The organism is Proteus sp. G2626 (genome assembly GCF_009915985.1).
Taxonomy (GTDB): domain Bacteria; phylum Pseudomonadota; class Gammaproteobacteria; order Enterobacterales; family Enterobacteriaceae; genus Proteus; species Proteus vulgaris.
Window position 1 is genome coordinate 1 of the sequence record NZ_JAABNH010000024.1, and the last position, 22,357, is coordinate 22,357.

Consider the following 22,357-nt stretch of genomic DNA (forward strand, 5'->3'; position numbering starts at 1 on the left):
TAGTCTTGATAACCTTTGGCGGTGATACGGCGAGTGACACGGCCTTTTTGTTGCTGCTGCGCCAGTTGTAAAAACGCACCTTGCGCATCAGATGGAATAAACTGATGCTCTGTGATGTTCAGATTGTTATCGTACTGAAACTTCTCGCTTTGGCATTCAAACTGGTTGCTGTATTGGGTTTCAACAATTTGGTCGTTGGCGTTATAGCGATATTGTGTGCGGTTCCAGCGAGCATCATCAATATTGATCAGATTAAAGGCTTTATCGTATTGATAACCTCGATGAACATCAGTCGACATCGGTGGTTGAAGCGGATTATCGTGTAATGACTGTAAAAAGGACTCCGTTCCCCGTCCTGCACGTTGATGGGCCAATAATCCGGTGGCGGTGTAATGGCTGGAGTTGGCAAAACCCGCTTGGCTTTGGCGTAAAAACTCTTGGCCTAATGCGTTGTAGCTAAACTGCAAGGGCGCATGTTGATTGACTTGCAGTGAAGTCAGTTCATGAAGTTGACCAAAGGCATAATTAAGTTCACGCTCACCAAAGCGGGTTTGGGTGAGAATATCGTGCTCCTCATCCCATTGATGCGTAATCTCTTGTCCATTAATACGCTCGCAACATAAATGTCCTTGGTCGTTATACTCAAATTCCACCACCGAATCAGGATTGGTGGCACGAATAAGTTGCAAACGTTCATTGTATTGATACGTGGTTGTAGAAAGGCATTTATGCTCAATATCATCAGCAAGCCAAATGCTTTGTTCGGTGACTAATCCTGTCTCATCATAATGATAACGGAGTTCATGATTATCAGGATAACGAGTCGCAATACGTCGCCCTAAGCGGTCATAGCGATATTGAATTTCACGTCCAGCAAAATCCACTTCACGAATAATTTGACCCGCTTTATCACGCTCATAAGAATAGACATCGCCAGTAGCGTTGATGACGTTTTTGAGTCGTGTAAGTGAATCATATTCAAAGCGAATTTCCGTCCCATCAGGGCGTATGGTGGCGAGTAATAAATCAAAGGGGCCATAGCGATAGCGCAAGATATATTTTAAAATAACTTATTCAAGAAGCAATATGTGATAAGATATAGAGTATTATCTATTATTTCTTAATATTTAAAATTAGGTATGCTAATAGAAGATTTATTTTCCTTTCCTATGAAGTAGACTAATGGTTCCATATTTAGACGATCTTATATTAATCTGTTTTTTGCTATATATAAAAATTTATATGAATTGTTTATACTATCTAACTCATGTTCAAGTATGAAAGTAATACAACTCGAACATGATTTTATTTAAATAGTTAGTCTATGTTGTTATAAATAAAAAAATCCCTTATTCCTGGATCGAACTCTATATTCATTACTTTATTTGAGTTTAAAATATCAATGATAGTATTTAAACCAGGTCTAATCGGACCTAGGAAATGTATGTCATCTTTGTTTTGTATTAATAAAACAGGAATAATATCAAGATCTATTTCACTTACTAATTCGGGATGTTCATCTATATCAACCCAAACGAAACAATTATCAGTAAAATTTTCTGATAAAAGAGAAAATGTGTCTTTCCATGCTTCACAGTTATTGCACCAAGAGGCACAGAAACTAATTACTAATTTTTTATCTGTTGCTACTTGATAACGAATATTGTCGAAATCTTCAGTAATGTAGTTAATCATAATTAATTATACCTATTAAAATGGCATGTATCTTTATATCCAAAATCTTCAATGAAGTTAGATAAGTACCAACTTGAGATGTGTCTTTCTATTTGATATCCATTTTTTAAAATTTCCTTACAATTATTTTCATTGATGTTCATACCTTTTAATAATCGTCCTTTTAGATTGATTGATTTTATTTTTTTTTCGATAGTGGATTTATTTACTTCGTTAACTCCTGAGGATAAAAAAATCAATCTATTATTTATTGGTGGCTCGATTTCTGTATTAACTATTGAATTAGTATATTTGGGATTATTGATATCTATTCCACCTATTAAACAAATGCCTTTAAATGCAAGTTTTGATAAATAAGGAGTGTTTAAATAGTCAATTAAATATGGTAATCCATCAGAGAAACCAGAGTTAGAATAAAATATTATTTTTAAATAATCAGGAATTGATGTGTTTGAATTGATATTTGAATTATCTTTCGAGGTATATGCTATTAAACGTATAATGTTTTCAATATATTCATCATGAAGTTCTATTTTTGTAACATTAGCACTATTTCCTTCTAAAAAAAGGAAAAGTAATTTTGTTAATTCGATATTTATCCTTTCATGCTCATGAGAGATCCAACATAAAGAATCTAGTGCTGAATATTTTACCTCTAAATCACATTGATTATTGAACAAATACCATAACTCATCGGTGAGGTACTTAGAATTAGTGTTTTTTATATAATGGCATAATGCTATTTTTATTTCTTTTGATGAGTGGTTTAAATAATCAATTATATCATTACTTTTTATTTTTTTAGCATGAATTTGATTTAACTTTAATGAGCTATAAATAAAAGATATTTCATCTAATTCTCTTATTAAACACAAGAACTCATCATGATTTTTTATTCCTAAAAAAGGAAGAGCATCAACAGCACCTTTCAACGTGTTGATTCCTAATTCTTTTATCATTATCCAGAAATCATTAATTTTTTGAATTTCGTAATTTCGATTAAATATAATTGTATAGATAAACGATTCTTCATATCCTTTCCATCGTCTTAGTGATGATAATGACTCCTTAATACCTTGTTTTTTTGCGCATAACAATCCGTCAATATTCGCATTTAATAGAGCATTAAAATGATTTAATTTATATTTATTAATAAGTAAAGAAAAACGACTTTCATTAATTATTTTATAATAAAATATAGCATTATTAGAATGTTGTCTAATAATAGGGTTTATTGTAGATATGGAATTTTTATTTGGCATATTTTTATTAGTATATTGATTTTATTATAAGTCTGGAGAAACTATATTTTTCCAAGTTAAACCATCATATAATTTCACATTATATAAGTCGGCTACTATTAGAATGTTATCACGTACATCTATATGACCTGAGCAAATAACAGTTTTTCCATTATGTTCAGGGCGAATCATTTTTTCACCATTCCAACATTGTAAGCGATAGGTGTCACACGCCCATAATCTATTATCAAACCAACGTAATTGATGAATCAAAACAGTTGAATTATCACTATGAACTTTCTCCCAGAGGAATTCTCGGCCTCGCCATAAGTTTCCACCTTCACCTGCTATATAGACGTAACCATCAGGGGCACAGAGCACTGCACTTAATTGTTCATTAGATGGAAACCCACAAGAAATCCATTTATCGTTGGTATAATGCCAGACATCTCCTTCACCACCAACTGCATACATGTCAAATTCAGAAAATCCATCTAAATCAGAAAAACCCATATTGGTGTTCATTTTTCCATCAGGCAAGCCATTGTCAAGTAGATGCCATTGACCAATATTTATACGTTTATATATTTTTCTTCCGAGTCCCACATGATAAGAATATTCATCAATACATTTTATATTAGTAAGACCTGAAAAAATATTAGGTGTGACTTTTTCTAGTGGATAATTGGCTCCACTACCAACGCAAAGAACATCGCCATCATGTCCTCTAGAGGCTAATAATCCTTGAGCTTTGGGCTTTAAACTAACACCAACTATAGGACTGTCAAACCCTTCTAAATATGTAGAACCAATAGGTGTTTCTGGAGTATCCAAATAAATTGATATTAACTTTGAGGGGATCTCATTATCCCATAATTTAGAGGCCTCTTCATAAGGAATATCTTTTCGCAAACAAAGATAAATGATATTTTTATCTCGAATTGCACATCCTGTGATTAGCCAAGTTTTAAATTCTTTATCCCAATAATCTTTTTTTACATATACCATATCGTTTACCTTATTTGTTCTATACTTGGTTTAATTATTTTCCCATTGACATTATTAAGAGGGACTTTTGCTTGTGCACATATTTCTAAATAATGTTCTGTTAACTGTTTTTTTATACAATCGTTAGAACAATGAGATAGTGGAAATGCTTTTTTATGAGACTTTGTTGCCGCCTCTATAATTTGTTGGATAGTTACAGTATTGCTGTCATTATTATTAGCTAATTCAGCTATTTCATTATCCATAGCTTTATGTATACGTTCATGACTTCCTGTATGCCAAGAAGTTCCTTCTACGCAAACAGTAGGGGAGGTATTAGGATTATATTTCTTTGTACACCCAGCATTTGCTAACATATTTTGATAAATTAAATGATGTCCTACTTGGCCTTTGCAACATCCACCTCCAGAGCCTTTGGCTGATTCAACTTTTGTATACCGATTTTTACTGGAAAAAGGGACTAAATTACATTTTCTTGCACGAACACAAGCATTTAATGTTGCTAATAAATCTTGTGTCATTGCTGCTATTTTTTGTCCTTTCTGTTTTTGTTCTTCCGGAGTGAGTTTTTCATAATCACGAATATCTTCAATTAATGATTTTATGTCATTTGATTTTTCAGATAGAATTTTTACCTGTGCTAATCCATCTTCTGCTGCAGATTTTATTGAAGTAACCTCAAAACCAGAGTAAACAACATCACCTAATGTCCACAAAGCCATTGCCCCATTTCCCCAACCAGGAACAACGCTACCCATAGTTTGTTTTGCTACCGCTTTGATAGCTACTTTACTTAATGCTTCTTTTGCTGCATTTTCAGCTATATTAGTAAGTTTATTTTTTAATAAATATATATAATTCAACTCTTCTTTTAGTGAGTTGATGACATCGGAATATTCATTAATAAAATTTTGCCCTTGAGAGCCTGATGTAATGTTATAATCTAATCCTATGCAATGGTCATCTGTCCAATGCCATTTTTTATTTCCATATTTTTTTTGTGGTTTTTTGAGTTTGGTTAATGCATTGTGAAGCCTACTTTCTTTTTTAAGTTCTTTTTTAGCATCTGAATTATTTTTTTCGGGTTCACAATGTTTTTCTATTTGGTCATATTCTTTTTTACAGCCTTTAATTTTCCCAAAAACACTGCGAGAAATATAAGGAAATGTAGGTGTATTAGATGGAAAAGAACCATGATTATGAGTCATTAAATCTTGATGACGAGTAACACCATAACCTTCAAATTTAACATTTAGTGACCATGAACGAAAATAAGCTTTACCTTTAATAACTTGAGTTATTATTCCTTTTGCTAAATTATTTGTTGCGGGTTCATTTCCTGTGCTTGTGGAAAAGAAAGAATGATCTTCTTGCGCTACGATACTATTTTGAATAAATACAGTTGTCGTTCCATTAGACAATGAATTAGCTTTAGCTGTATTAGCGTAAGGTATTACAGTAAAGCCTGGGGACCAGCAGGGATCTGGAAATGCGGCTATAGACACTCCATCTGATGCTTTTGAGCAAATTTCTTTATTATTAGAATATACGTAAGTGTTCATTTAAGCATTACCCTTCGTTTGATATTGCAAAATAATAGTTGTTCTTTCACCACTATCAGCGCAGGATATCATTAAACCACTTTTTCCTAAAAATTCAGGATGTTTAATCCATGCTGATAATGTTGCTAATATAATAATATTACTAGCAGCACCTGTTTCACCTATATTTTTTGCTATCATTAGATGTGGATAATGAATGGTTTTTTCCTTTAAAGTTCGAGTTATTGCTAATGAAATTTCCTTAAAGTAAAAAGATTCACCGCTAGCATTACTTATAACAAACTTGGTATCACTTAGTCTTATTTTTGATTTTTTACAAGTGTTGTTAATTGTATTAGATAGCGCCTTTGATCTTAAAGGTAAACTCGTTTGCAATATATTTGCATGTTCTATTTCTGTATTAAAACTCAATAACGAAATATATTTTTCATCGCAATCTAGTAACTTTAATAAGATTGCACCAGCCCCTTCTCCAGGAATAAATCCATCACTATTTTCAGAGTTTAATAACCTATTGTTGTTAAGGTAATAGTTAATTGTTTCAGCGTTAAAGTAGCTATCACATCCTACGATTAAGGCTACATTTGCAGTTTTTTCAAGTAGAGTATTATTGACAAGTTCTAATGCTTCACTAATACCTGCTTTCCCTTTATTTAATGATTTTGATGTTTTATGAAAATCAGGCAATATTGATTCTGAAATAATATCTAACCATTGATCATAAATTCCTGGGCGATTGTTTTCAGGTAAAATTAGACATAGTTGAATTTCTTTTTTATCTATGTTTGTATTTTTAATCGATTCGTTAATCACATTATTTATCATTTTAATAAATCTGGCAGGTCCCCATATAGAGCACTCATATAATTGTGAGCCAATTATACATTCATAAAGCCTATCTCGAAATTCTGTTTCTTTAAAATGATCAAGTCCTGCTCGTATTGCGGAAATTGTCGATGGTAGGTCTGTGCCAATTGGAGTGTACAGCCCTGCTGAAATAATGGATAAATATTTTTCTTTATTCATGATTTTTATTTTTTACAAGTGGAGTTATTTATATTCTTTTTTGAATCTGCGTTAAGGAGTGGTCCTATAAGAATTTGTTCAATATCATGTATTCTCTGAATGGGAAAACAGCAACGCCATACAACAGAAAAAAAATCATTATTTGGTTCAAAGTATAAAGTATCAACATTAGGATTAATTAAATTTATATTGTTATTTTTATTGTATATTCGAACGGGAATGTTATTTAATCTTGGAAGATTAAAATTTATTTCTGGTCGTTTAGGATGCATATTTATTAGCGTTACAATTTCTTTTCCTTTAGGAAACGGAATTTGTTGATCTGTAGGTGCAGATTGAAAGTAACGTTCATCAAAATCATCAGGTAAAAAAGGAGCTATTTCTTGCCGCCATTTTTCATCAAATGTCCCTGCATATTTTGCCCTTAATCCGTACTGTCGAGGTAATACCGAGAATGCAATAGGTTCATTTTTGCTCTCAGGCGTTTTTATCAGGTTGTTAGGTCGTTCTAATTGTTGCATTAGAGATTGGTTATTAATGCTTTCCTCTATAAAATAACCCATACCTAACGGATTACTTGGATGACAAATTAATTTATCTTGATATTTATATTGTCCACCAAATGAAAAACCATAATGTAAAGGAACAACTGTGAAAAATTCTATTTCTTTTGCTTGATAACTTTGGTTTATTTTATCCCATTTTCTTTGACCAAAAACAGATATATTTTTGGACATTGAGCCAACTTTAGCTGAAACAATAATATTGTTAGTTGGTTTTTTTTGGGGAGAATATGCATTTGCATTAAATATTACATCACATTTTTGTTTCCTTAAAACAAAATCATTATCATACAATGGTACGGAAGTACCAACATCTGCATTATAGATATCAGTATAACATAACGGTTGAGGTGGAATTATGGGGCGAGGAATACAATAGTTATTAGGTAAATTATATGTTGCTTTAATTACAACCATTAAATATTCAAATCCAGCTTTATCGAGCATGATAGTTGCTTTTGCAATAGTGTGCTTTGCATTATTTATCAACTCCATAAATAACTCCTTAATTTATTTGAACAGAACCGCCTTTAATACGATTTGTTGAGGTGGCATAATTATCAATATAAAGAGCTCTAATTTGAATGAATCCATCTGAAGTCATTGTTAAGCTAGACTTTCCACATTGTATTATTATTTCTTTATCAGCTTTAAGATATAACTTACCATTTGATTCTTTATTCATTTTATTTAAATTAATCTCTTTTTCTTTTGTGTTTTTAGTGGTTATCTTTTGTTGTATTAACCCTATGATAAGTGGGTTTTTAATATTTCCATTGATAAATTGAATTGCACATATTTTTCCTATATCTGAGTTTGATACTGGAGCTAAACTTAATGCTGGAATAGGTTTTTCACATTCATTGAAGGATATGAAAATATTTCCATTTTCATAATTAACTAATTTTGCCGTTTCTATAGTTGGAAGTTTTTTCATATTATCAAAAGAATAATGATATTCTGAATTTTCAATAGCTTCATTTAATAATAGTGAGCCATTATTCATAAGTTGATTGTTTTCTTTAAATGATCTTTTCATTGTCAATTTCCTAAAATAGTTCTAGCTTTAAATGCGATATCTCCATCTGCTTTTAGATATTGCTCGCCAGAAGTTTCGATAATAACGTCTTTTCCTTGTATATGGATGTATCCTTCCTTATCCATACGAAATAATGATTTTCCGCATATAACTTCAAATGAATTTCCTGCGATATATTGAATATTTTCTTTTACTATTGATGTTTTATTAGATCCAATTCTTTGCTGATAATCATCATTAACAAAAAGTTTTTTATTTTCACCAATTTCTTCATTTTGATTTAAATTTACTTTTACCATTTGATTTTTTTGAATAATTTCTAAATGGTCAGCTAATACATGCGTGGTGCGATTGTTGAGCACCACCGTATTCATATCCTTCTGTGCATGAATAAAAATCTCTTGCTTGCCACCGGCATCTTCAAAGCGCAGTTCGTTAAAACCATCGCCTTTATGAGTTTTAGTTTTGATCGTCGTGCGAGTCATATTTTCAGGAAATTTCAGTGGGGGGGCGTTGCGACCGTTATAGGTGCACCCTGTGATAATCGGTCTATCAATATCGCCATTTAAATAAGAGACAATCACCTCTTGCCCGATACGCGGTACAGCAGAAAAACCATAGCCATTGCCACTCCAACCCATTGCCACACGCACCCAGCACGAGGCACTGTGATCGGGCTTGCCATAGCGATCCCAATGAAAATAGACTTTTACTGCACCCACTTCGTTGACGTAAATTTCTTCACCCGGAGGGCCTACCACCGTGGCAACTTCATCGCCATCCGCCGTCGGTTTGTAATGATGCGGTGGTCGCCATTCTTGTGTGCCGGGAATAAATTCGACGCTATTAGAAAGCTGTGTACCTTCGCCACCGCTGTTATCCGCTAACGGCTGCACGCCATGATGCGAAACTTGAATAACTTGCCAGTTATCATTCATCATTAAACTAGGGTGATTGCTCAGCGAGAAAATCTTGCCCGGCATTAAGGCAAAACAGTTGGTGCTGGCACGTCCAACACGACTGCCGTTGCGCAGTTGTTCAAAACGAATGGCAGTTAAAGGGGCACCTTGTGCATCTTCTTGAAAGCGTCCATAGCTTTCGAACACGCTATGTTGACCGCCTTTTTCTAGTTTGGCTTGATGCGCTAATGGGTAAGAAGGGCGAATAAAATTATTATCTTTTTGAATGGTTTCATCCACACAGAGATATTCACCGTATTGCCATGTGGTCGCTGTGCTATCTGTAATATCGCTTTCAGCTTGCGGGTTATAGGTAAGGTGAATGCCCGCCGTCATGCCCATATGTTCATCGCTATAAAACAGTTGGTTCTCTTCAAACCAAAAATTAATTCCTTCTTCAAAGGCTAAACGACACCAAAATGCATAGGCAGATTCCCGTTTTTGCGTGGTATAGGGGCGTTTTTGGTGTAAATCATCACGGTAAAATTTGCTGTCTGCTTTGATATGGGCTTCTTCTAACAGCGTTTTTAAAATCTCAGGCACTTTTTTATGCTGAAAAATACGGCTGTCTTGATTTAGCGTCATCACCCACATTTCAGGGCGAATATCGAAGTGATACCACGTTTTTACACCGTCGGTATTGCCTTGTACGGCACCGGCTAAGATCCCGCGTACAGTACGTACTTCTTTGCCATTACGCTTAACAGTTAATGAGGACGCCACACCCAATAGCGATTGAAAATCGATAAAGGGTAAGGTGGTGACCGCACTAATTGACAGCGAAAATAAACGTGATAACCCTTCGTTTAAATTAAATTCAGTGACTTGAAAGGTGCTTTCTGGTAAGCCAGCAATTTGGCAGGTGAAAACCAAACCAGAAGGCGATACCGCGCCTAATAGCGAATCTAACAGTTGCGCATAGGCTTTATTTTTAGCCAATCCTTCAGAGAAGGTAAGCCCCGGTACATCGTCGTTATTTATTCCACCGGCAAAACCGCCGCCGGGAATAAGCGATGAGGCTTGAGAGGCCATTGATGAGGCTTGAGAAAGCCCTTGTTGTGCCGTTTGAGCTGTAGCGAGCGCTTGCTGAGTAGAGGCCGAAAGTGTCGATGTTGCTTTAGCAATCGCTAATTCTTGCGCTTTATAGAGCGCCTTCTTTTTTAATCCACCCAGTTGAGAAGTCGGATTATTTTTTTTATCTTTCGCAAACATCATTCGCTCCAATATCCACTGAGCAAGCTACCGCTTGTTTTATCCATTAAGAAAATACAAAGAAACACCCACACACCTTGGTGTGTAGGTGAAAAGAAGGATTAACCTTCGAGAGGGGCGCGCCAGTCGTCAGAGCCAGATGTGCCTGCAACGGTGTGTTCCCAGTCAATTTTGCGGTAAGACAGGGAGACTTCGATCAGTTGTGTGAAGTCAGATTTGGCCGGATCTTGGCAGTGTGGCATTTGGCAATCGATGTTAACGATAGTCGCATCAGTTAATGTGGTGGTGAAGAAATGCTCTTGTTTCCCTTCAACCGAAGTGCGATACCATTTTAAGGTCGTTTTTGGCAACATTTCGCCTGAGGCTAATGCGTTATACAGCAGAGGAACCGCTTTATTTAATGCCACCGTAAAACGGAAAGGTTTATGGGCACGTTGACCTGAAGGTTGACCCGATTGTGGATCAGTCGGCACGGTAACTACGTGAGAGAATGCTTGCACCAGCATTTCATCTTCGTGGCCTTGAACATAAATATTACCGACGGATTCTGCGGTAAATGCACCCGCAGTGATGTTACCTTGGGTTTTCCCTTCGATAGAGATATAGCATGGAGTTGGCATGGCAAGTCCTTAATTTACAGAGAGTAATCGTTTCTCAACAAAATCATTTTGTTGAAGTCCTTTCGATAAAAATCAGCCAGTGCGCACTGCGATTTGATAAGAGTAGCTTAAGTAATTTTGAAGGGAAGTAAAGAAAGGGGGAGAGAGAAAGGGCGTTGTATCCTCGTAGGATAAGTGACTTAGCGTAAAATAATTGTTCACAGGATATTTACTGCTTTCGTTTCTTATAATAAGTGTATTTACTTATACAATTTACTTTCGTAAATGTCCGAAATCTCGCTAAAGCCAGTCCGTTCTAATGTACATGGATTTTTAATATGTAACAAAATGTGTATTTTGTTTCAAATTGTAACAGCGTTGATTTGTAAGGAAAAATTAAGTCAAATTACCTGTTTTTATTAATTAACAGTATTTTTATAAAGGTACACGAAAAATGAGTATCTCCTATTGTTAGATTTGCAGTGAATAATATCAATAATGATCTCTAATTTTTATTAGAGGGATATTCAATACCTTTTTGTTTCAAATATAATCATGAGAGACTCATAAAAATGAATCTCTCATGTATGTAGAACGTTTTAATGGATGACATGTTCTGCACAAGTAAATCAGGACACTTTTCTTAAGGAATTTTGTTCATACTCAATGGGTGGCAGATCACCGTTGGCAGTATGAAGCCTTTCTTGGTTGTAATAGCGCATATACGCGGTAACATCTTCTTTCATCTGTTTCCGAGTCAGCTGTGGGATTTTTAGTACCCAATCGTGCTTTAAGCTACCCAAAAAACGTTCAACAACGGCGTTATTCCAACAGGCTCCGACATCGCCCATACTTGCTCGAATACCATAACTTGTTAGTAAGTGACGATAGCGCTTACTCGTATATTGTGATCCCCTATCACTATGAAAGACTAAGCCTTTTTCGGGCTGGCGTAAGTTATACGCTTTCATCAAGGCTTTACTGACTAAATCTGCCATCATTCGTTTATCGATGTGCCAACCCACAGTACGGCGAGAATATAAGTCCATCACGATGGCTAAATACATCCAGCCTTCCCCTGTTTTTGAATAAGTCACATCACCCGCCCAAACTTCGTTAGGCGCATGAGGATTAAAATTTTGATTTAGCAAATTATCGGCTACCGCATCACTGTGTTTGCGTTTTGTGGTGATTTTGTAGGCGATACGCTGAGTGACGACTAGACCACGCTAAGCCATGCACTCATACTAAAGCCCTCTTTGCATAACCGTTTACGTAACGTTCTATAACCTAAGCTATTGTGACTCTGTTCAAAGATAACTTTAGCTCTGCGGTACAGGCTAAGTTGTTTTGCGGTGATCAGTTTTGCAGGATGTTTGAGCCAAGCGTAATAGGCAGAACGGCTTGTTTTCATTAACTTGCAGAGCTTCAGCACGGGAAACTGTGAAGATAATTGCTTAATCGTTTTAAACGCTACTTGGTTTTCTTTAGCAGGAGGGCGCTGGCTTTTTTTAGGATCTCTTTCTCCATCCTAAGTTCTTTATTTTCCTTTCGCAGCCTTAATAGCTCATCTCTCTCATCTGAATTCAAGCTGCTACTGGATTGCTCAGCGTCGAATTTTGCTTTCCAGTTATAAAGTAATTTATCGGTGATCCTTAAAGACGCTGCCGCTTTTGACACGCTATAACCTTGCTCGGTGACTAATGCGACCGCCTCTTGCTTAAACTCCGTGGTATAAAATCTATTTGTTCGTTTTTTCATTTAACACCTCAACAATTGGATTATATTCCATTATTAAAGTGTCCTGTTTGATTAAAGCAGATCGTTGCAATTAAACGAGCTCTAATAATACAGCCTCATCCTGTTCTATGTAAAAATATCTTATAGTTATCTATCTCTATTCACTATTTAACTTAAGTCAAATATTATTCGTACAGAAGAAACTTTTATAAATAAAAAGCGATATAGTTATTTAACTATATCGCCTAGCTCAATTTATCTGGACATGAGTGCAAAAACTCCCCAGCCAATGTATTCTCGCGTATAAGTTACGTGGCGTTTAGGGGCAATAGTCAATTCCTGTCGAATTTCTAGTGCAAAGTCATCATCGGGGTTTTCCTCTAACCAATGGCGCATAGTCAGCCATTTCGCAGCTTCATACCTATCCCAACCTTCCTGATCTGCCAGTACCATTTCTACTATATCGTAGCCGAGTTCATCGAATGCGCTGATAAGTCTAGGAAGCGTAAGAAAATCAGCCAGCGAGCTGACACCACAGGACTGAGCTATCTCGTCTGATACGGGTAGCTGACGCCAATAGGGTTCGCCGATGAGTAAGAGCCCGCCTGGTTTAAGGCTCTGAGCCAGTAGTTCAATCGTCCCGGCAAATCCGCCTGCAATCCATGTCGCACCGATGCAAGCCGCTACATCACACTTTTCGCTCATGACGTAACCTGCTGCATCATTATGAATAAAATGAACTTGTTTATTAACGCCAAGTTCTTTGGCGCGTAGCTTTGCTTGTGTAGTAAAAAGCGGGCTCATATCGATGCCAGTACCCGTAATGCCGTAATCACGCGCCCAGGTACAGAGCATTTCTCCAGAGCCACTGCCGAGATCAAGAATATGTGAGTCTGGCTTCATGCGTAACACGCGACCTAGTGTGTCGTATTTTTCAGGTGTGAATGGGTTATGAATACGATGTTCACTTTCGCTAATAGTAAAAATACGTGGGATATCCATCATCCTTTCCTTAACGGTTATCTAATTGGGCGCGAACGTTTTTCAGTCCGATAGTATTAATGCGATAGGGTTGACCATTAATGGATTTGATCAACTTTTTAGCCTTGAGTTTTTTGAATACGGCGAGTGTACAGTTGCTAAGTAATAGACCTTCGTGGCTGTAGCATTCAACTGCGGTGATGTGGCCAGAGGTATTACGAACGTAAATAATATGTCCACCTTTGGCGAGAACGTGTAAGGTTCGCTGTTCTTGACGGGATAAATTCATACGGGAAAACCTGTTTAATCATCATGTACAAAACCTACAAACACACAGTGGTGTTTGCATTCGATTTCTGTGCATTGATAACCAGTCCGGCCTGAAAAGGTCGGGACGCTGATTATCAGATGATTACATTTTCCAGCATCAAAGCCTCAGATTGAGTTGAAAGGTATTAACAAAACAAATAATAACACCTGATTTTTCTAAGTGAATATCTAAGAATGAAAAATGTGATCTTGATGAATAAATTCAATCCACATTAAACAGATCTCATTTTACGATTTTTTGTGAAGGAGATGCGATAGAGTCCTAATATGCTTAGTCACTGACTGAAAGTAAAGCATTATTGTGTTCTTGTATTATTATTTTTATGACATATCAATTTAATTTAAATATTATTTTTTTATTACATTTATTTGACATCGATTGAGTGATTATCTAAAAAAGAAACTATTAATAATTACGTAAAAGTGCTTGTTTTTATATGTGTGAAAATAAAATTATATTGATATTCTAATTTTGATAGATAAATAAAGACTTAATAGTGAATTTTATTTTTTGATTTTAGCGATTATCTCGTTTTTTCATATTGAACGTTATTTTTGATTTGCAATTATTCGTTATTTTGTTTGTTATTATTTTGTTTATAAAATTAAATAGGTGTTTATTTTACGTATTTTACGTATTTTACGTGTAACTTTGCTGTTTATTATTGAATATCAAAGGACAAGAATAATCTTAATTTATGGTTTATAATTCTATTTTTAATCATAATGCGAGTATTGATAAAATAATATTCCAATCTAATGCGGATTGTCTTAATTCGGTTTTTGGTTTATTTCGCTTCTTATAGATCTTTTTTTGATAGTGTTAAATTTTTTAATCCTCTATTTTTTCTTAAATCATTACTATTTTTTATTTATCCCTAAGTTTTTTACAAATTGAAAAGAAATATTTCAAGTTATAGTATGTGCGTAACAAAATTTGGTGGGTAATTAAAAAATAAAAATTAATTACTCCATTAATAATAGCTAGGTTCTTGGGTTAAACGTTTTAAATATCTTAATTTAATTAGGATAAGCTCTACTATTTTAAAAAAAATGACGATAGTCAGATATTAACTTACTTTTGAGGTATACATAATGACATTTAAGAAATTAAGCATCGTTGGCGCTGCAGTGGCATTATCTTTAGCATCTTTCGGTTCTATTGCTGATAATAATGGCGTCGTTAACTTCGTTGGTTCTGTTGTTGATTCGCCATGTAATATTGCTGACGAAAGTTTAAATCAAACCGTTAAATTTGGTGAGATTTCTCGTGTGTTCTTAGAACAAGGTAATGAAAGAGAAAGAGCATTCACTATTAAATTAGAACAATGTAATTTCGACAAATTCAAAAAAGACGAAAATGGTGATTGGTTGCCTGTTAAAACAATGAAAATCCAATTTGATGGACGCTCATATGCAGATGCAACTAATACTCTGTTAGCAACTGACAGAACTAAAGCTAACAACGTTGGTATCGCGATCGACTCTTACAAATTTGGCGAAGCTACTGATATCTTGACTAAAATGCGTAATAAACAAGGTACTAACGTACTTGAGTTTACTGCTTTAGCTAAAGCAGTTGATGCATCTAAAGAAGTTAAAGAAGGCGAATTCTCTGCTATCGCTGACTTCCGTATTTCATACGAATAATGCATCAATATATGTATAGGGGATCTTCCCCTATACATATTTAAATAATGGTAATGAGATGATGAAATTTAATAAAAATAAGTATCTGACTATTTTAAATATGATGGGAGTACTATTTTTTGTATCATCAGTCTCTTTTGCTTTTGATGGCATCAAACCAAAAGTCTTCAAAGGTAATGCATCATTAGTTGGGTCAATTATAGCATCCCCTTGCTCTATTGAAATGGAAGATCGTTACCAATATATCCAATTTGGAGATATATCATTATCTTCCATTGATAATAAGATAAAGAGAGAAAATTTAAGAAAGAAGTTTTATATAAGATTATCGAGTTGTGTTAGCCAATATAGTGATATAGATAAGAAAGTATTAAATATTCAATTTAATGGATTAGAAGCAAATAATGATGCTCTATTTTCGATGTCTGGAAGTTCTAACGGATTAGGATTTTATATTTTAGATGAAGATGAAAATGTTATTTCTCCTAATAAGCCTTATTATATCGATCATCTTATATATCATGCTAAAGATGCAAAAAGAGAACCTATATTAAATTATCAAATTGAACTTGCTTTTACTAATAAAATAGTAGAAGTGGGAAAACACTCTGCATTTGTGTATTTTTCAATCGATTATAAATAGATAATAATTTATTTTTTTTGATCACATTATCACGGTGAATGAATATGCTAATTTCAAAAAATATGGCAAAAGTAGTTTTTTTACTGACAATGTCACCGTGTTTCTATGCTTATTCTGTCGAATTTAATACAGATATTCTTGATGCTTCTGATGCTGCAAATATTGATATTAGCCAATTTAACAGTGCTGGTTATATTATGCCTGGAGATTATCATCTTACTATTTTTAGTAATGGTGAAAGGATCGGTCCTAGTCAAAAAATTTCCGTTTACCCAGTTGAAAAAACAGCATCTTCAGAAAATATATTTAATACAGTCTGTGTGCCTAGTAATAACCTTGATAAATTGGGATTAACAGAAGAAGCTGAAAAGAAAGTTTTAACACACCATGATGGTCAGTGTTTAGATTTATCTCCTTTAACAGGGACAAATTTAACGTTTGATTTGCCTTCACTTGCGCTTAAATTAACGGTTCCACAAACGTGGTTGCAATATTCTGATCCTTCATGGGTACCTCCTTCACGTTGGGAAGAGGGGATTGTAGGTGCATTCATTGATTATACGTTATCACTTAGCGGAGCTAAATATAATTCAGGATCTAAATCTGTTTATACATCGATGAATGGCACTAGTGGCTTTAACATGGGGGTTTGGCGTTTTCGTAGTGACTACAGTATGAGTTACCAGAAAGAAAACGGCGGAAATAGCGGTGATAATCATGAATCACATAATTTTGATTTTAATCGTTTCTATGCATATCGTTCTATTAAAGCGCTGGCTGCAACATTAACTATTGGGGAAAATTATTTTTATTCCCAATTATTTGATGCTTGGCAATATACCGGTATTACATTAGAAAGTGATGATCGTATGCTTCCACCTAAATTGGTGGGTTATGCTCCGGAAATTGTCGGAGTGGCAAAAACCAATGCAACCATTATTGTTAAAAGCCAAGATCGTATTATTTTAGAAACAACTGTACCACCAGGGCCATTTAGAATTCAGACTTTGGATAGTTCTATTCAAGGGCAATTAGATGTCACTATTCGTGAAGATAATGGTGAAGAACGTAAGTTTACTATTTCTACCGCAACATTGCCTTATTTAACTCGCCCAGGACAAATTCGTTATAAATTAGTGGGGGGTAAAACACGTTATGCAGATCACCGATTAACGGGTGATAGCGCAATTGGCGGTGAAATTTCCTATGGTGTGAGTAATGCATGGAGCTTATATGGTGGTAGCCAATTATCTCAACACTACCAATCAGTTGCTATTGGTGTGGGGCGTGACCTTTCCATGTTTGGTGCTCTCTCTTTTGATATCAACCAATCATTTGCCAAATTATCAGAGCGTGATAAACAAGGTCGTTCATATCGTGTGAACTACTCGAAATCATTTGATGAAGTAAAAACCAATATTACCTTCGCAGGTTATCGTTTTACGGATGAAGACTATCGTACTTTAAGTCAAACCATGGAAGAACGAAGAACTGGGCAGGATGCTTATTCTCCAAAAGAAAGTTATCAGATTTATTTAAATAAATATTTTGATAATTTCTCATTATCACTTAATTATCAACACAATACTTTCTGGAATAGCCGTTCTCAGACTCAATATGGTATTTATGCCAATACGCGATTCTCTTTATCTAAAGTAAAAATTCGCGATATTAACTTAACATTGTCTGCTTTCCGATCTCAGCGTGAAGGAGTGAATGATGACACGTTGAGTTTATATATGTCAGTACCTTTTGATCAAGGTGGAAACCTTACTTTCTCTGAACAATATACAAAAACAGATGGGAAAGGTCGTTATAGCCACAATGTGGGCTACAGTGGATATGATGAAGGTTTGAGTTACAGCATGAATGCAGGCTTAACACACGGAAAAGACGTTGATTCAGAGTCTTCATTTAGTGGTTATGTCAGTAAAGATATGAGCCTGGCAAACCTAGCGGCAAGCGCAAGTTATGTGCCTAGTCAGTATAAGAGTTTAAGCGGGACAGTTTCAGGGGGGGTAACAGGAACATCTCATGGTTTGGTTCTTCATCAACCGGCTTATGGTGATACTCGCTTAATTATTGAAACACCAGGGATATCAGATGTGCCGATTGAAGGTGAATCAGTAAAAACAAATACATTTGGGTTAGCGGTTATACCAAGTGTGACCAGTTTCCGTAGTTCATCAGCTGCGATTGATGTAAGTGCATTACCTGATAATTATGATGCCATTGATACGATGACCGATGTCACCTTAACAAGAGGGGCAATTGGGTATCGTCAAATGAAAGTAATTAAAGGTTATAAATTATTTGCCACAGTCAATATGAGTGATGGTAAACACCCACCATTTGGAGCAAGTATTCGTAATAAAGATAATGTGGAGTTAGGTATTGTCGGAGATGAAGGTATCGCTTGGGTAGTTGGTGTCGCTGAAAATGAAGAATTGGGTGTCTTCTGGGGAAATGAAAAGCGTTGCGCCATTAATATACCTGAAACTATTGATCCTAAAACTCAAATGCTATTAATGCCATGTAAGTAATGCTAATAAGGTTAACCGTAAATGAAAAAAGAATTTAATAAAACTGTTATTTCCACTCTTTTCATCTCATTAATGGGGATCTCTAGTGTTGCTCAAAGCGCAGTAACACTAGATAGAACAAGAGTGATTTTTCCTGGGACAGAAAAGTCGATTAACATTACTATTCGTAATGATAATCCAACGCTTCCTTATTTAGCACAAACATGGATTGATGATGCTAATGAGAAAAAATTAACAACAGGACCATTAATTGCGACACCACCGATCCAGCGTCTAGATCCTAAATCATCAAGTATCGTACAAATTAGTACGACACCTTCTATCACATCATTACCAAAAGATAGAGAGACTGTTTTTTACTATAACTTACGCGAAGTTCCACCTAAATCTGAAGAAGCGAACGTTTTACAAATTGCATTACAAAGTAGAGTAAAACTGTTCTATCGTCCGGCAGAAATTCTGTCTCAAGCAGATAGCATGTGGTTTCATAGTGTGACATTAACGCCGTCAGCGAAAGGGTATACTGTAAATAACGTGACGCCTTTTTATTTAACAGTAATTGGGCTAGCTTCAACACAAAAAGCATCTGAAACAGGCGCTTTTAGTGTTGTGATGATCCCGCCTAAATCAGATCATGAATTCGCTGTGCCTAAAACAAATATTCCCTATATGACCATTATTAATGATTATGGCGGAAAACCAACACTGCAATTTAAGTGTGAACAAGCTAAATGCACTGTAGCAAAAGAAATGTAATATAAGGAATAGAATATGAATTCCCAGAAATTTTGTTATCTAAAAAATAGCTGTTTATCTACGATAATTTTATTATCTGGGAGTTATGCCTATGCCAAAGTGATTACTATTGAAACAAAGCCTTTATTAAATTCGACTGAGACAATAGAAAGTGCATATAACAATAAAAGCAGTGGCTATATTTATGTCACCGCTAATCTTATCAGCTCACCCTGTAAATTAATTGATTACAAAATAAAAAGCCATCGTCCTAAAAATAAATTTTTAATTTATGATACTTTTCTAATTACAGCGAATTTCTCTGAATGTGGTATAGGTAATTCATTTTCTCCATAGACTGTTAAAAATATGTCGGCACCGACACCCATTAATTTATCTTTTATTGAGTATGATCGTGTTTTATCAAAGCAAAAATTTTCATTACAAAATGGTAGAAATGCATTGCAATTTGAAGCGCGAGAATTAGGTGCTCATAGCTATCTGATGGAGATATATTATGAATAAGTTGATTTATCTATTATTGCCACTATGTAGCCTATCCATTTATAGCTATGCAGGTGGTTCATTAGATATTTCTTTTATGGGAAATCTAGTTTCTACAGGATGTAAGCTCCCTGAATCGCCTTATAACTTAGAAGTTCAGCTTAATAAGATTAGTAGCAAATATCTTTATGAATATGGTCGTTCTCAACCTATTAATTTTTCTATCCCTATCGTTGATTGTTATATAAGTGATTTAAATAAAACGATTTCAATAAAATTAAATAGCAATACTCTTGTGACAGATAAAGGTATTAGTTATTTAAAAACAGAAGGTAGCTCTAATGTTTTATTAGGCCTACTTGATAACAATGATGCAGTTATTAAGTTTAATGAAAAAATTGATATGGCGCGTGTTTTAGCGGCAGGTCAAAACGAACAAAACTTATTAAATTTTAAAGTATATGCGCGCCCACCTGTTACAGGGGATTTAAAAGAGGGGGCATTTTCATCTACCATTACATTTAATATTGATTATCAATAGGAGGCGGGTAATGAAGAAAATAATACTAGCGCTAACTATTGGCTTATTCTATGTACCTATTTCATTTGCTGAAATTCAGATTACAGTTAATGCGATGCTAGTGGATCCTGCATGTACCGTAACCGATGGTAAAGGGGCAAAAGAGCTATTTGTTAATTTTCAAAATGTAGATGTTAATGCAATAGTAAAAACACCACCAAAAACCTTTGATGTATTAATTAAAGATTGTAACTTAAATAAAATGATGAATTTATATCTTTCCCCTAAAGATAATGGTTACTTTTCTTATAATGGTACTGATGTATTAGCCACAACAACGGCGCAATTAGGGATTGAATTTTCTGATATTACCAGTGGCAAACGTAAAATTAATGTTCAGCGTTATGAACGTATTACGCCAATTCTTAGTAGTAGTAATTCAGGAAAAATATCACTAAGTACTCAATTGGTATCAAATCGTTCTGGCACACAGCTTAAAATGGGACCTTTTACAGCTAATGTTTCGTTATTAGTTGATTATAATTAGAGGCTAGTATGAAAAATTGTTTATCATTAATAAATAAAAAGATATTAATTTATTTAGGGGCTACGATTAGCATCAGTTTATTCTCTCCGTTAAATTATGCAGCTAATTATCCATCTGTTTATATTGATACAATTCAGAATCCCTCAGATGGATATACAATTAACCTTTCGGCTAGTAATGTTCAAATTTCTAAAACACCCACAATTGCATCAAATGGTGACTTTTTTTATCAAGTAGGGCCAACATTCAAAGTAAATAAAGGTGTCAAAGGGCAAGTACAGTCCAGCGGGATGGTTAACTGTATGGGGAGTTATGTAAAACAATTTCCAGAGGGAACTAGAATAAGAGGAGATAATCATCTTCATCGTATATTTGTTTATTCTCCTCAAATGCCTTATACACTAAATGGATTACCTGTTTTCCAGCTTAGTTATAATACGTTTGTTACAATTGTTCCACCTGATGATATTTTAAATAAATGGAACACAATAAGAAAAAATGCACGGTTTTGTAATCCAACATCAGCCATGCTTAGAGACTATTTTACAAAAGGGAAAAATAAAAATTACTCTATTGATAAGTTTTATTATCAATTTCCTTTCGAAATTTCAGTTTTTATAAGAAAAAGAAATATCGATGGGATAACTATTATTCCAAGTTCAGATTTTGCAGGATATGCGAGGGCATGGACGAATATAGCCGATACATCATTGGCATTTAGTTCATTACCTCAATCCATGCCAATTAGCAGTACAACAGCACCAATGAGGTTGATTGGGGCTACCTTGATATCACCTGCAGAATGTCGAACTGATGTGGGTTATAACTTGGTTATTAATCACGGTGTATTAAATGCTGAAAAGTATGAAAGCCGAGTTGTTAGACCGATTAATTTCTCTTGTGATCACGTTGTTCCAACCCCTGTTGAATTTGAGCTACTTTATACAAAAGATGGCGATCCACAACAGCGATTACCTTTGAAAGTGGATGGCACAAATAAAACTATTTATAGCAAAATTCAAATGATTGATGCGGAGACAGGTAATCGAGGGCAGAGATTCACTTCTCGGGTGGGGCAATATAAACAGATCCAAATAGAAAGTATATTAAAAGGAACAAATGCCAGTGGAGGTAATTATAGTGGTACTGCTGTGTTAATTGCCGCGTATCCTTAATAATTTTTATTAATCTAAATAAGAAAAATAAAAGCGTTATTTATTTTTTAATAACGCTTTTTTATTGAATATTACGACGTATTTA

Annotated in this window: 20 protein-coding genes and 2 pseudogenes; 9 read left to right on the forward strand and 13 right to left on the reverse strand. The window is 34.8% G+C overall.

Features of this window, described 5'->3' with window-relative positions:
- The 13 genes and pseudogenes from GWJ05_RS09445 to GWJ05_RS09505 form a co-directional block, all read right to left on the reverse strand.
- Window positions 1–1,052: pseudogene (locus tag GWJ05_RS09445) on the reverse strand (RHS repeat protein); the annotation flags it as partial.
- A gap of 265 nt (window positions 1,053–1,317) precedes the next feature.
- Window positions 1,318–1,695: a thioredoxin family protein gene (locus GWJ05_RS09450; RefSeq protein ID WP_141124220.1), complete on the reverse strand. Its 378-nt coding sequence runs from the start codon at window positions 1,693–1,695 to the stop codon at window positions 1,318–1,320.
- Window positions 1,696–1,697: 2 nt separating this feature from the next.
- On the reverse strand, window positions 1,698–2,957 hold the full coding sequence (locus tag GWJ05_RS09455; RefSeq protein ID WP_141124221.1) for a hypothetical protein: 1,260 nt from the start codon (window positions 2,955–2,957) through the stop codon (window positions 1,698–1,700).
- Window positions 2,958–2,981: 24 nt separating this feature from the next.
- Window positions 2,982–3,944 (reverse strand): hypothetical protein, encoded by a 963-nt coding sequence (locus GWJ05_RS09460; RefSeq protein WP_161681378.1) that lies wholly within the window; start codon window positions 3,942–3,944, stop codon window positions 2,982–2,984.
- A gap of 5 nt (window positions 3,945–3,949) precedes the next feature.
- Window positions 3,950–5,506, reverse strand: coding sequence for a PAAR-like domain-containing protein (locus GWJ05_RS09465; protein ID WP_161681379.1), 1,557 nt, complete (start codon window positions 5,504–5,506; stop codon window positions 3,950–3,952).
- The gene (locus tag GWJ05_RS09470; RefSeq protein WP_161681380.1) at window positions 5,507–6,532 is read right to left on the reverse strand and encodes a 3-oxoacyl-ACP synthase; all 1,026 of its coding nucleotides are present in this window, start codon (window positions 6,530–6,532) and stop codon (window positions 5,507–5,509) included. It abuts the gene before it with no gap.
- A gap of 5 nt (window positions 6,533–6,537) precedes the next feature.
- The gene (locus GWJ05_RS09475; RefSeq protein WP_161681381.1) at window positions 6,538–7,590 is read right to left on the reverse strand and encodes a DUF2169 family type VI secretion system accessory protein; all 1,053 of its coding nucleotides are present in this window, start codon (window positions 7,588–7,590) and stop codon (window positions 6,538–6,540) included.
- Between the two features lie 10 nt (window positions 7,591–7,600).
- A complete protein-coding gene (locus GWJ05_RS09480; RefSeq protein ID WP_161681382.1) occupies window positions 7,601–8,134 on the reverse strand; it encodes a DUF6484 domain-containing protein in 534 nt (177 codons plus the stop codon).
- A 2-nt stretch (window positions 8,135–8,136) separates the two neighbouring features.
- Window positions 8,137–10,305: a type VI secretion system Vgr family protein gene (locus tag GWJ05_RS09485; RefSeq protein WP_161681390.1), complete on the reverse strand. Its 2,169-nt coding sequence runs from the start codon at window positions 10,303–10,305 to the stop codon at window positions 8,137–8,139.
- A gap of 101 nt (window positions 10,306–10,406) precedes the next feature.
- Window positions 10,407–10,925 (reverse strand): Hcp family type VI secretion system effector, encoded by a 519-nt coding sequence (locus GWJ05_RS09490; RefSeq protein ID WP_036939804.1) that lies wholly within the window; start codon window positions 10,923–10,925, stop codon window positions 10,407–10,409.
- Window positions 10,926–11,533: 608 nt separating this feature from the next.
- Window positions 11,534–12,665: pseudogene (locus GWJ05_RS09495) on the reverse strand (IS3 family transposase).
- Window positions 12,666–12,899: 234 nt separating this feature from the next.
- A complete protein-coding gene (locus GWJ05_RS09500) occupies window positions 12,900–13,646 on the reverse strand; it encodes an SAM-dependent methyltransferase (RefSeq protein WP_036939802.1) in 747 nt (248 codons plus the stop codon).
- Window positions 13,647–13,656: 10 nt separating this feature from the next.
- Window positions 13,657–13,914 carry a YjhX family toxin gene (locus GWJ05_RS09505; RefSeq protein WP_087803828.1) on the reverse strand — a complete coding sequence of 86 codons (258 nt, stop codon included), beginning with the start codon at window positions 13,912–13,914 and terminating at the stop codon, window positions 13,657–13,659.
- A gap of 1,136 nt (window positions 13,915–15,050) precedes the next feature.
- Here GWJ05_RS09505 and GWJ05_RS09510 point away from each other — a divergent pair.
- From GWJ05_RS09510 to GWJ05_RS09550, 9 genes are read left to right on the forward strand one after another with little or no spacing between them, the layout of a single operon-like run.
- Window positions 15,051–15,605 (forward strand): fimbrial protein, encoded by a 555-nt coding sequence (locus tag GWJ05_RS09510; protein WP_087803827.1) that lies wholly within the window; start codon window positions 15,051–15,053, stop codon window positions 15,603–15,605.
- A gap of 58 nt (window positions 15,606–15,663) precedes the next feature.
- Window positions 15,664–16,248, forward strand: coding sequence for a fimbrial protein (locus tag GWJ05_RS09515; RefSeq protein WP_052038572.1), 585 nt, complete (start codon window positions 15,664–15,666; stop codon window positions 16,246–16,248).
- Between the two features lie 38 nt (window positions 16,249–16,286).
- Window positions 16,287–18,791 (forward strand): fimbria/pilus outer membrane usher protein, encoded by a 2,505-nt coding sequence (locus GWJ05_RS09520; protein ID WP_036939791.1) that lies wholly within the window; start codon window positions 16,287–16,289, stop codon window positions 18,789–18,791.
- Window positions 18,792–18,812: 21 nt separating this feature from the next.
- Entirely contained in the window at window positions 18,813–19,547 is a 735-nt protein-coding gene (locus GWJ05_RS09525) for a fimbrial biogenesis chaperone (RefSeq protein ID WP_052038571.1), read from the forward strand.
- Between the two features lie 15 nt (window positions 19,548–19,562).
- The gene (locus GWJ05_RS09530) at window positions 19,563–19,883 is read left to right on the forward strand and encodes a hypothetical protein (RefSeq protein ID WP_161681383.1); all 321 of its coding nucleotides are present in this window, start codon (window positions 19,563–19,565) and stop codon (window positions 19,881–19,883) included.
- Between the two features lie 12 nt (window positions 19,884–19,895).
- Window positions 19,896–20,051 (forward strand): hypothetical protein, encoded by a 156-nt coding sequence (locus tag GWJ05_RS09535; protein ID WP_161681384.1) that lies wholly within the window; start codon window positions 19,896–19,898, stop codon window positions 20,049–20,051.
- Window positions 20,044–20,571: a fimbrial protein gene (locus GWJ05_RS09540; protein WP_036939786.1), complete on the forward strand. Its 528-nt coding sequence runs from the start codon at window positions 20,044–20,046 to the stop codon at window positions 20,569–20,571. Before GWJ05_RS09535 ends, GWJ05_RS09540 begins: the two co-directional genes overlap by 8 nt.
- A gap of 10 nt (window positions 20,572–20,581) precedes the next feature.
- The gene (locus GWJ05_RS09545; RefSeq protein ID WP_036939783.1) at window positions 20,582–21,097 is read left to right on the forward strand and encodes a fimbrial protein; all 516 of its coding nucleotides are present in this window, start codon (window positions 20,582–20,584) and stop codon (window positions 21,095–21,097) included.
- 8 nt (window positions 21,098–21,105) lie between these two features.
- Complete coding sequence (locus GWJ05_RS09550) at window positions 21,106–22,272, forward strand: hypothetical protein (RefSeq protein WP_036939780.1); 1,167 nt, start codon at window positions 21,106–21,108, stop codon at window positions 22,270–22,272.
- Window positions 22,273–22,357: the final 85 nt, after the last annotated feature.

Bases quoted from the DNA above. Each gene is read 5' to 3' on its own strand.
- GWJ05_RS09480 (WP_161681382.1), bottom strand. From the start codon at position 8,134: ATGAAAAGATCATTTAAAGAAAACAATCAACTTATGAATAATGGCTCA.
- GWJ05_RS09470 (WP_161681380.1), bottom strand. From the start codon at position 6,532: ATGAATAAAGAAAAATATTTATCCATTATTTCAGCAGGGCTGTACACT.
- GWJ05_RS09515 (WP_052038572.1), top strand. From the start codon at position 15,664: ATGATGAAATTTAATAAAAATAAGTATCTGACTATTTTAAATATGATG.
- GWJ05_RS09460 (WP_161681378.1), bottom strand. From the start codon at position 3,944: ATGGTATATGTAAAAAAAGATTATTGGGATAAAGAATTTAAAACTTGG.
- GWJ05_RS09455 (WP_141124221.1), bottom strand. From the start codon at position 2,957: ATGCCAAATAAAAATTCCATATCTACAATAAACCCTATTATTAGACAA.
- GWJ05_RS09510 (WP_087803827.1), top strand. From the start codon at position 15,051: ATGACATTTAAGAAATTAAGCATCGTTGGCGCTGCAGTGGCATTATCT.
- GWJ05_RS09545 (WP_036939783.1), top strand. From the start codon at position 20,582: ATGAAGAAAATAATACTAGCGCTAACTATTGGCTTATTCTATGTACCT.
- GWJ05_RS09525 (WP_052038571.1), top strand. From the start codon at position 18,813: ATGAAAAAAGAATTTAATAAAACTGTTATTTCCACTCTTTTCATCTCA.
- GWJ05_RS09465 (WP_161681379.1), bottom strand. From the start codon at position 5,506: ATGAACACTTACGTATATTCTAATAATAAAGAAATTTGCTCAAAAGCA.
- GWJ05_RS09490 (WP_036939804.1), bottom strand. From the start codon at position 10,925: ATGCCAACTCCATGCTATATCTCTATCGAAGGGAAAACCCAAGGTAAC.
- GWJ05_RS09450 (WP_141124220.1), bottom strand. From the start codon at position 1,695: ATGATTAACTACATTACTGAAGATTTCGACAATATTCGTTATCAAGTA.
- GWJ05_RS09520 (WP_036939791.1), top strand. From the start codon at position 16,287: ATGAATATGCTAATTTCAAAAAATATGGCAAAAGTAGTTTTTTTACTG.
- GWJ05_RS09550 (WP_036939780.1), top strand. From the start codon at position 21,106: ATGAAAAATTGTTTATCATTAATAAATAAAAAGATATTAATTTATTTA.
- GWJ05_RS09535 (WP_161681384.1), top strand. From the start codon at position 19,896: ATGTCGGCACCGACACCCATTAATTTATCTTTTATTGAGTATGATCGT.
- GWJ05_RS09485 (WP_161681390.1), bottom strand. From the start codon at position 10,305: ATGTTTGCGAAAGATAAAAAAAATAATCCGACTTCTCAACTGGGTGGA.
- GWJ05_RS09540 (WP_036939786.1), top strand. From the start codon at position 20,044: ATGAATAAGTTGATTTATCTATTATTGCCACTATGTAGCCTATCCATT.
- GWJ05_RS09530 (WP_161681383.1), top strand. From the start codon at position 19,563: ATGAATTCCCAGAAATTTTGTTATCTAAAAAATAGCTGTTTATCTACG.
- GWJ05_RS09500 (WP_036939802.1), bottom strand. From the start codon at position 13,646: ATGGATATCCCACGTATTTTTACTATTAGCGAAAGTGAACATCGTATT.
- GWJ05_RS09505 (WP_087803828.1), bottom strand. From the start codon at position 13,914: ATGAATTTATCCCGTCAAGAACAGCGAACCTTACACGTTCTCGCCAAA.
- GWJ05_RS09475 (WP_161681381.1), bottom strand. From the start codon at position 7,590: ATGGAGTTGATAAATAATGCAAAGCACACTATTGCAAAAGCAACTATC.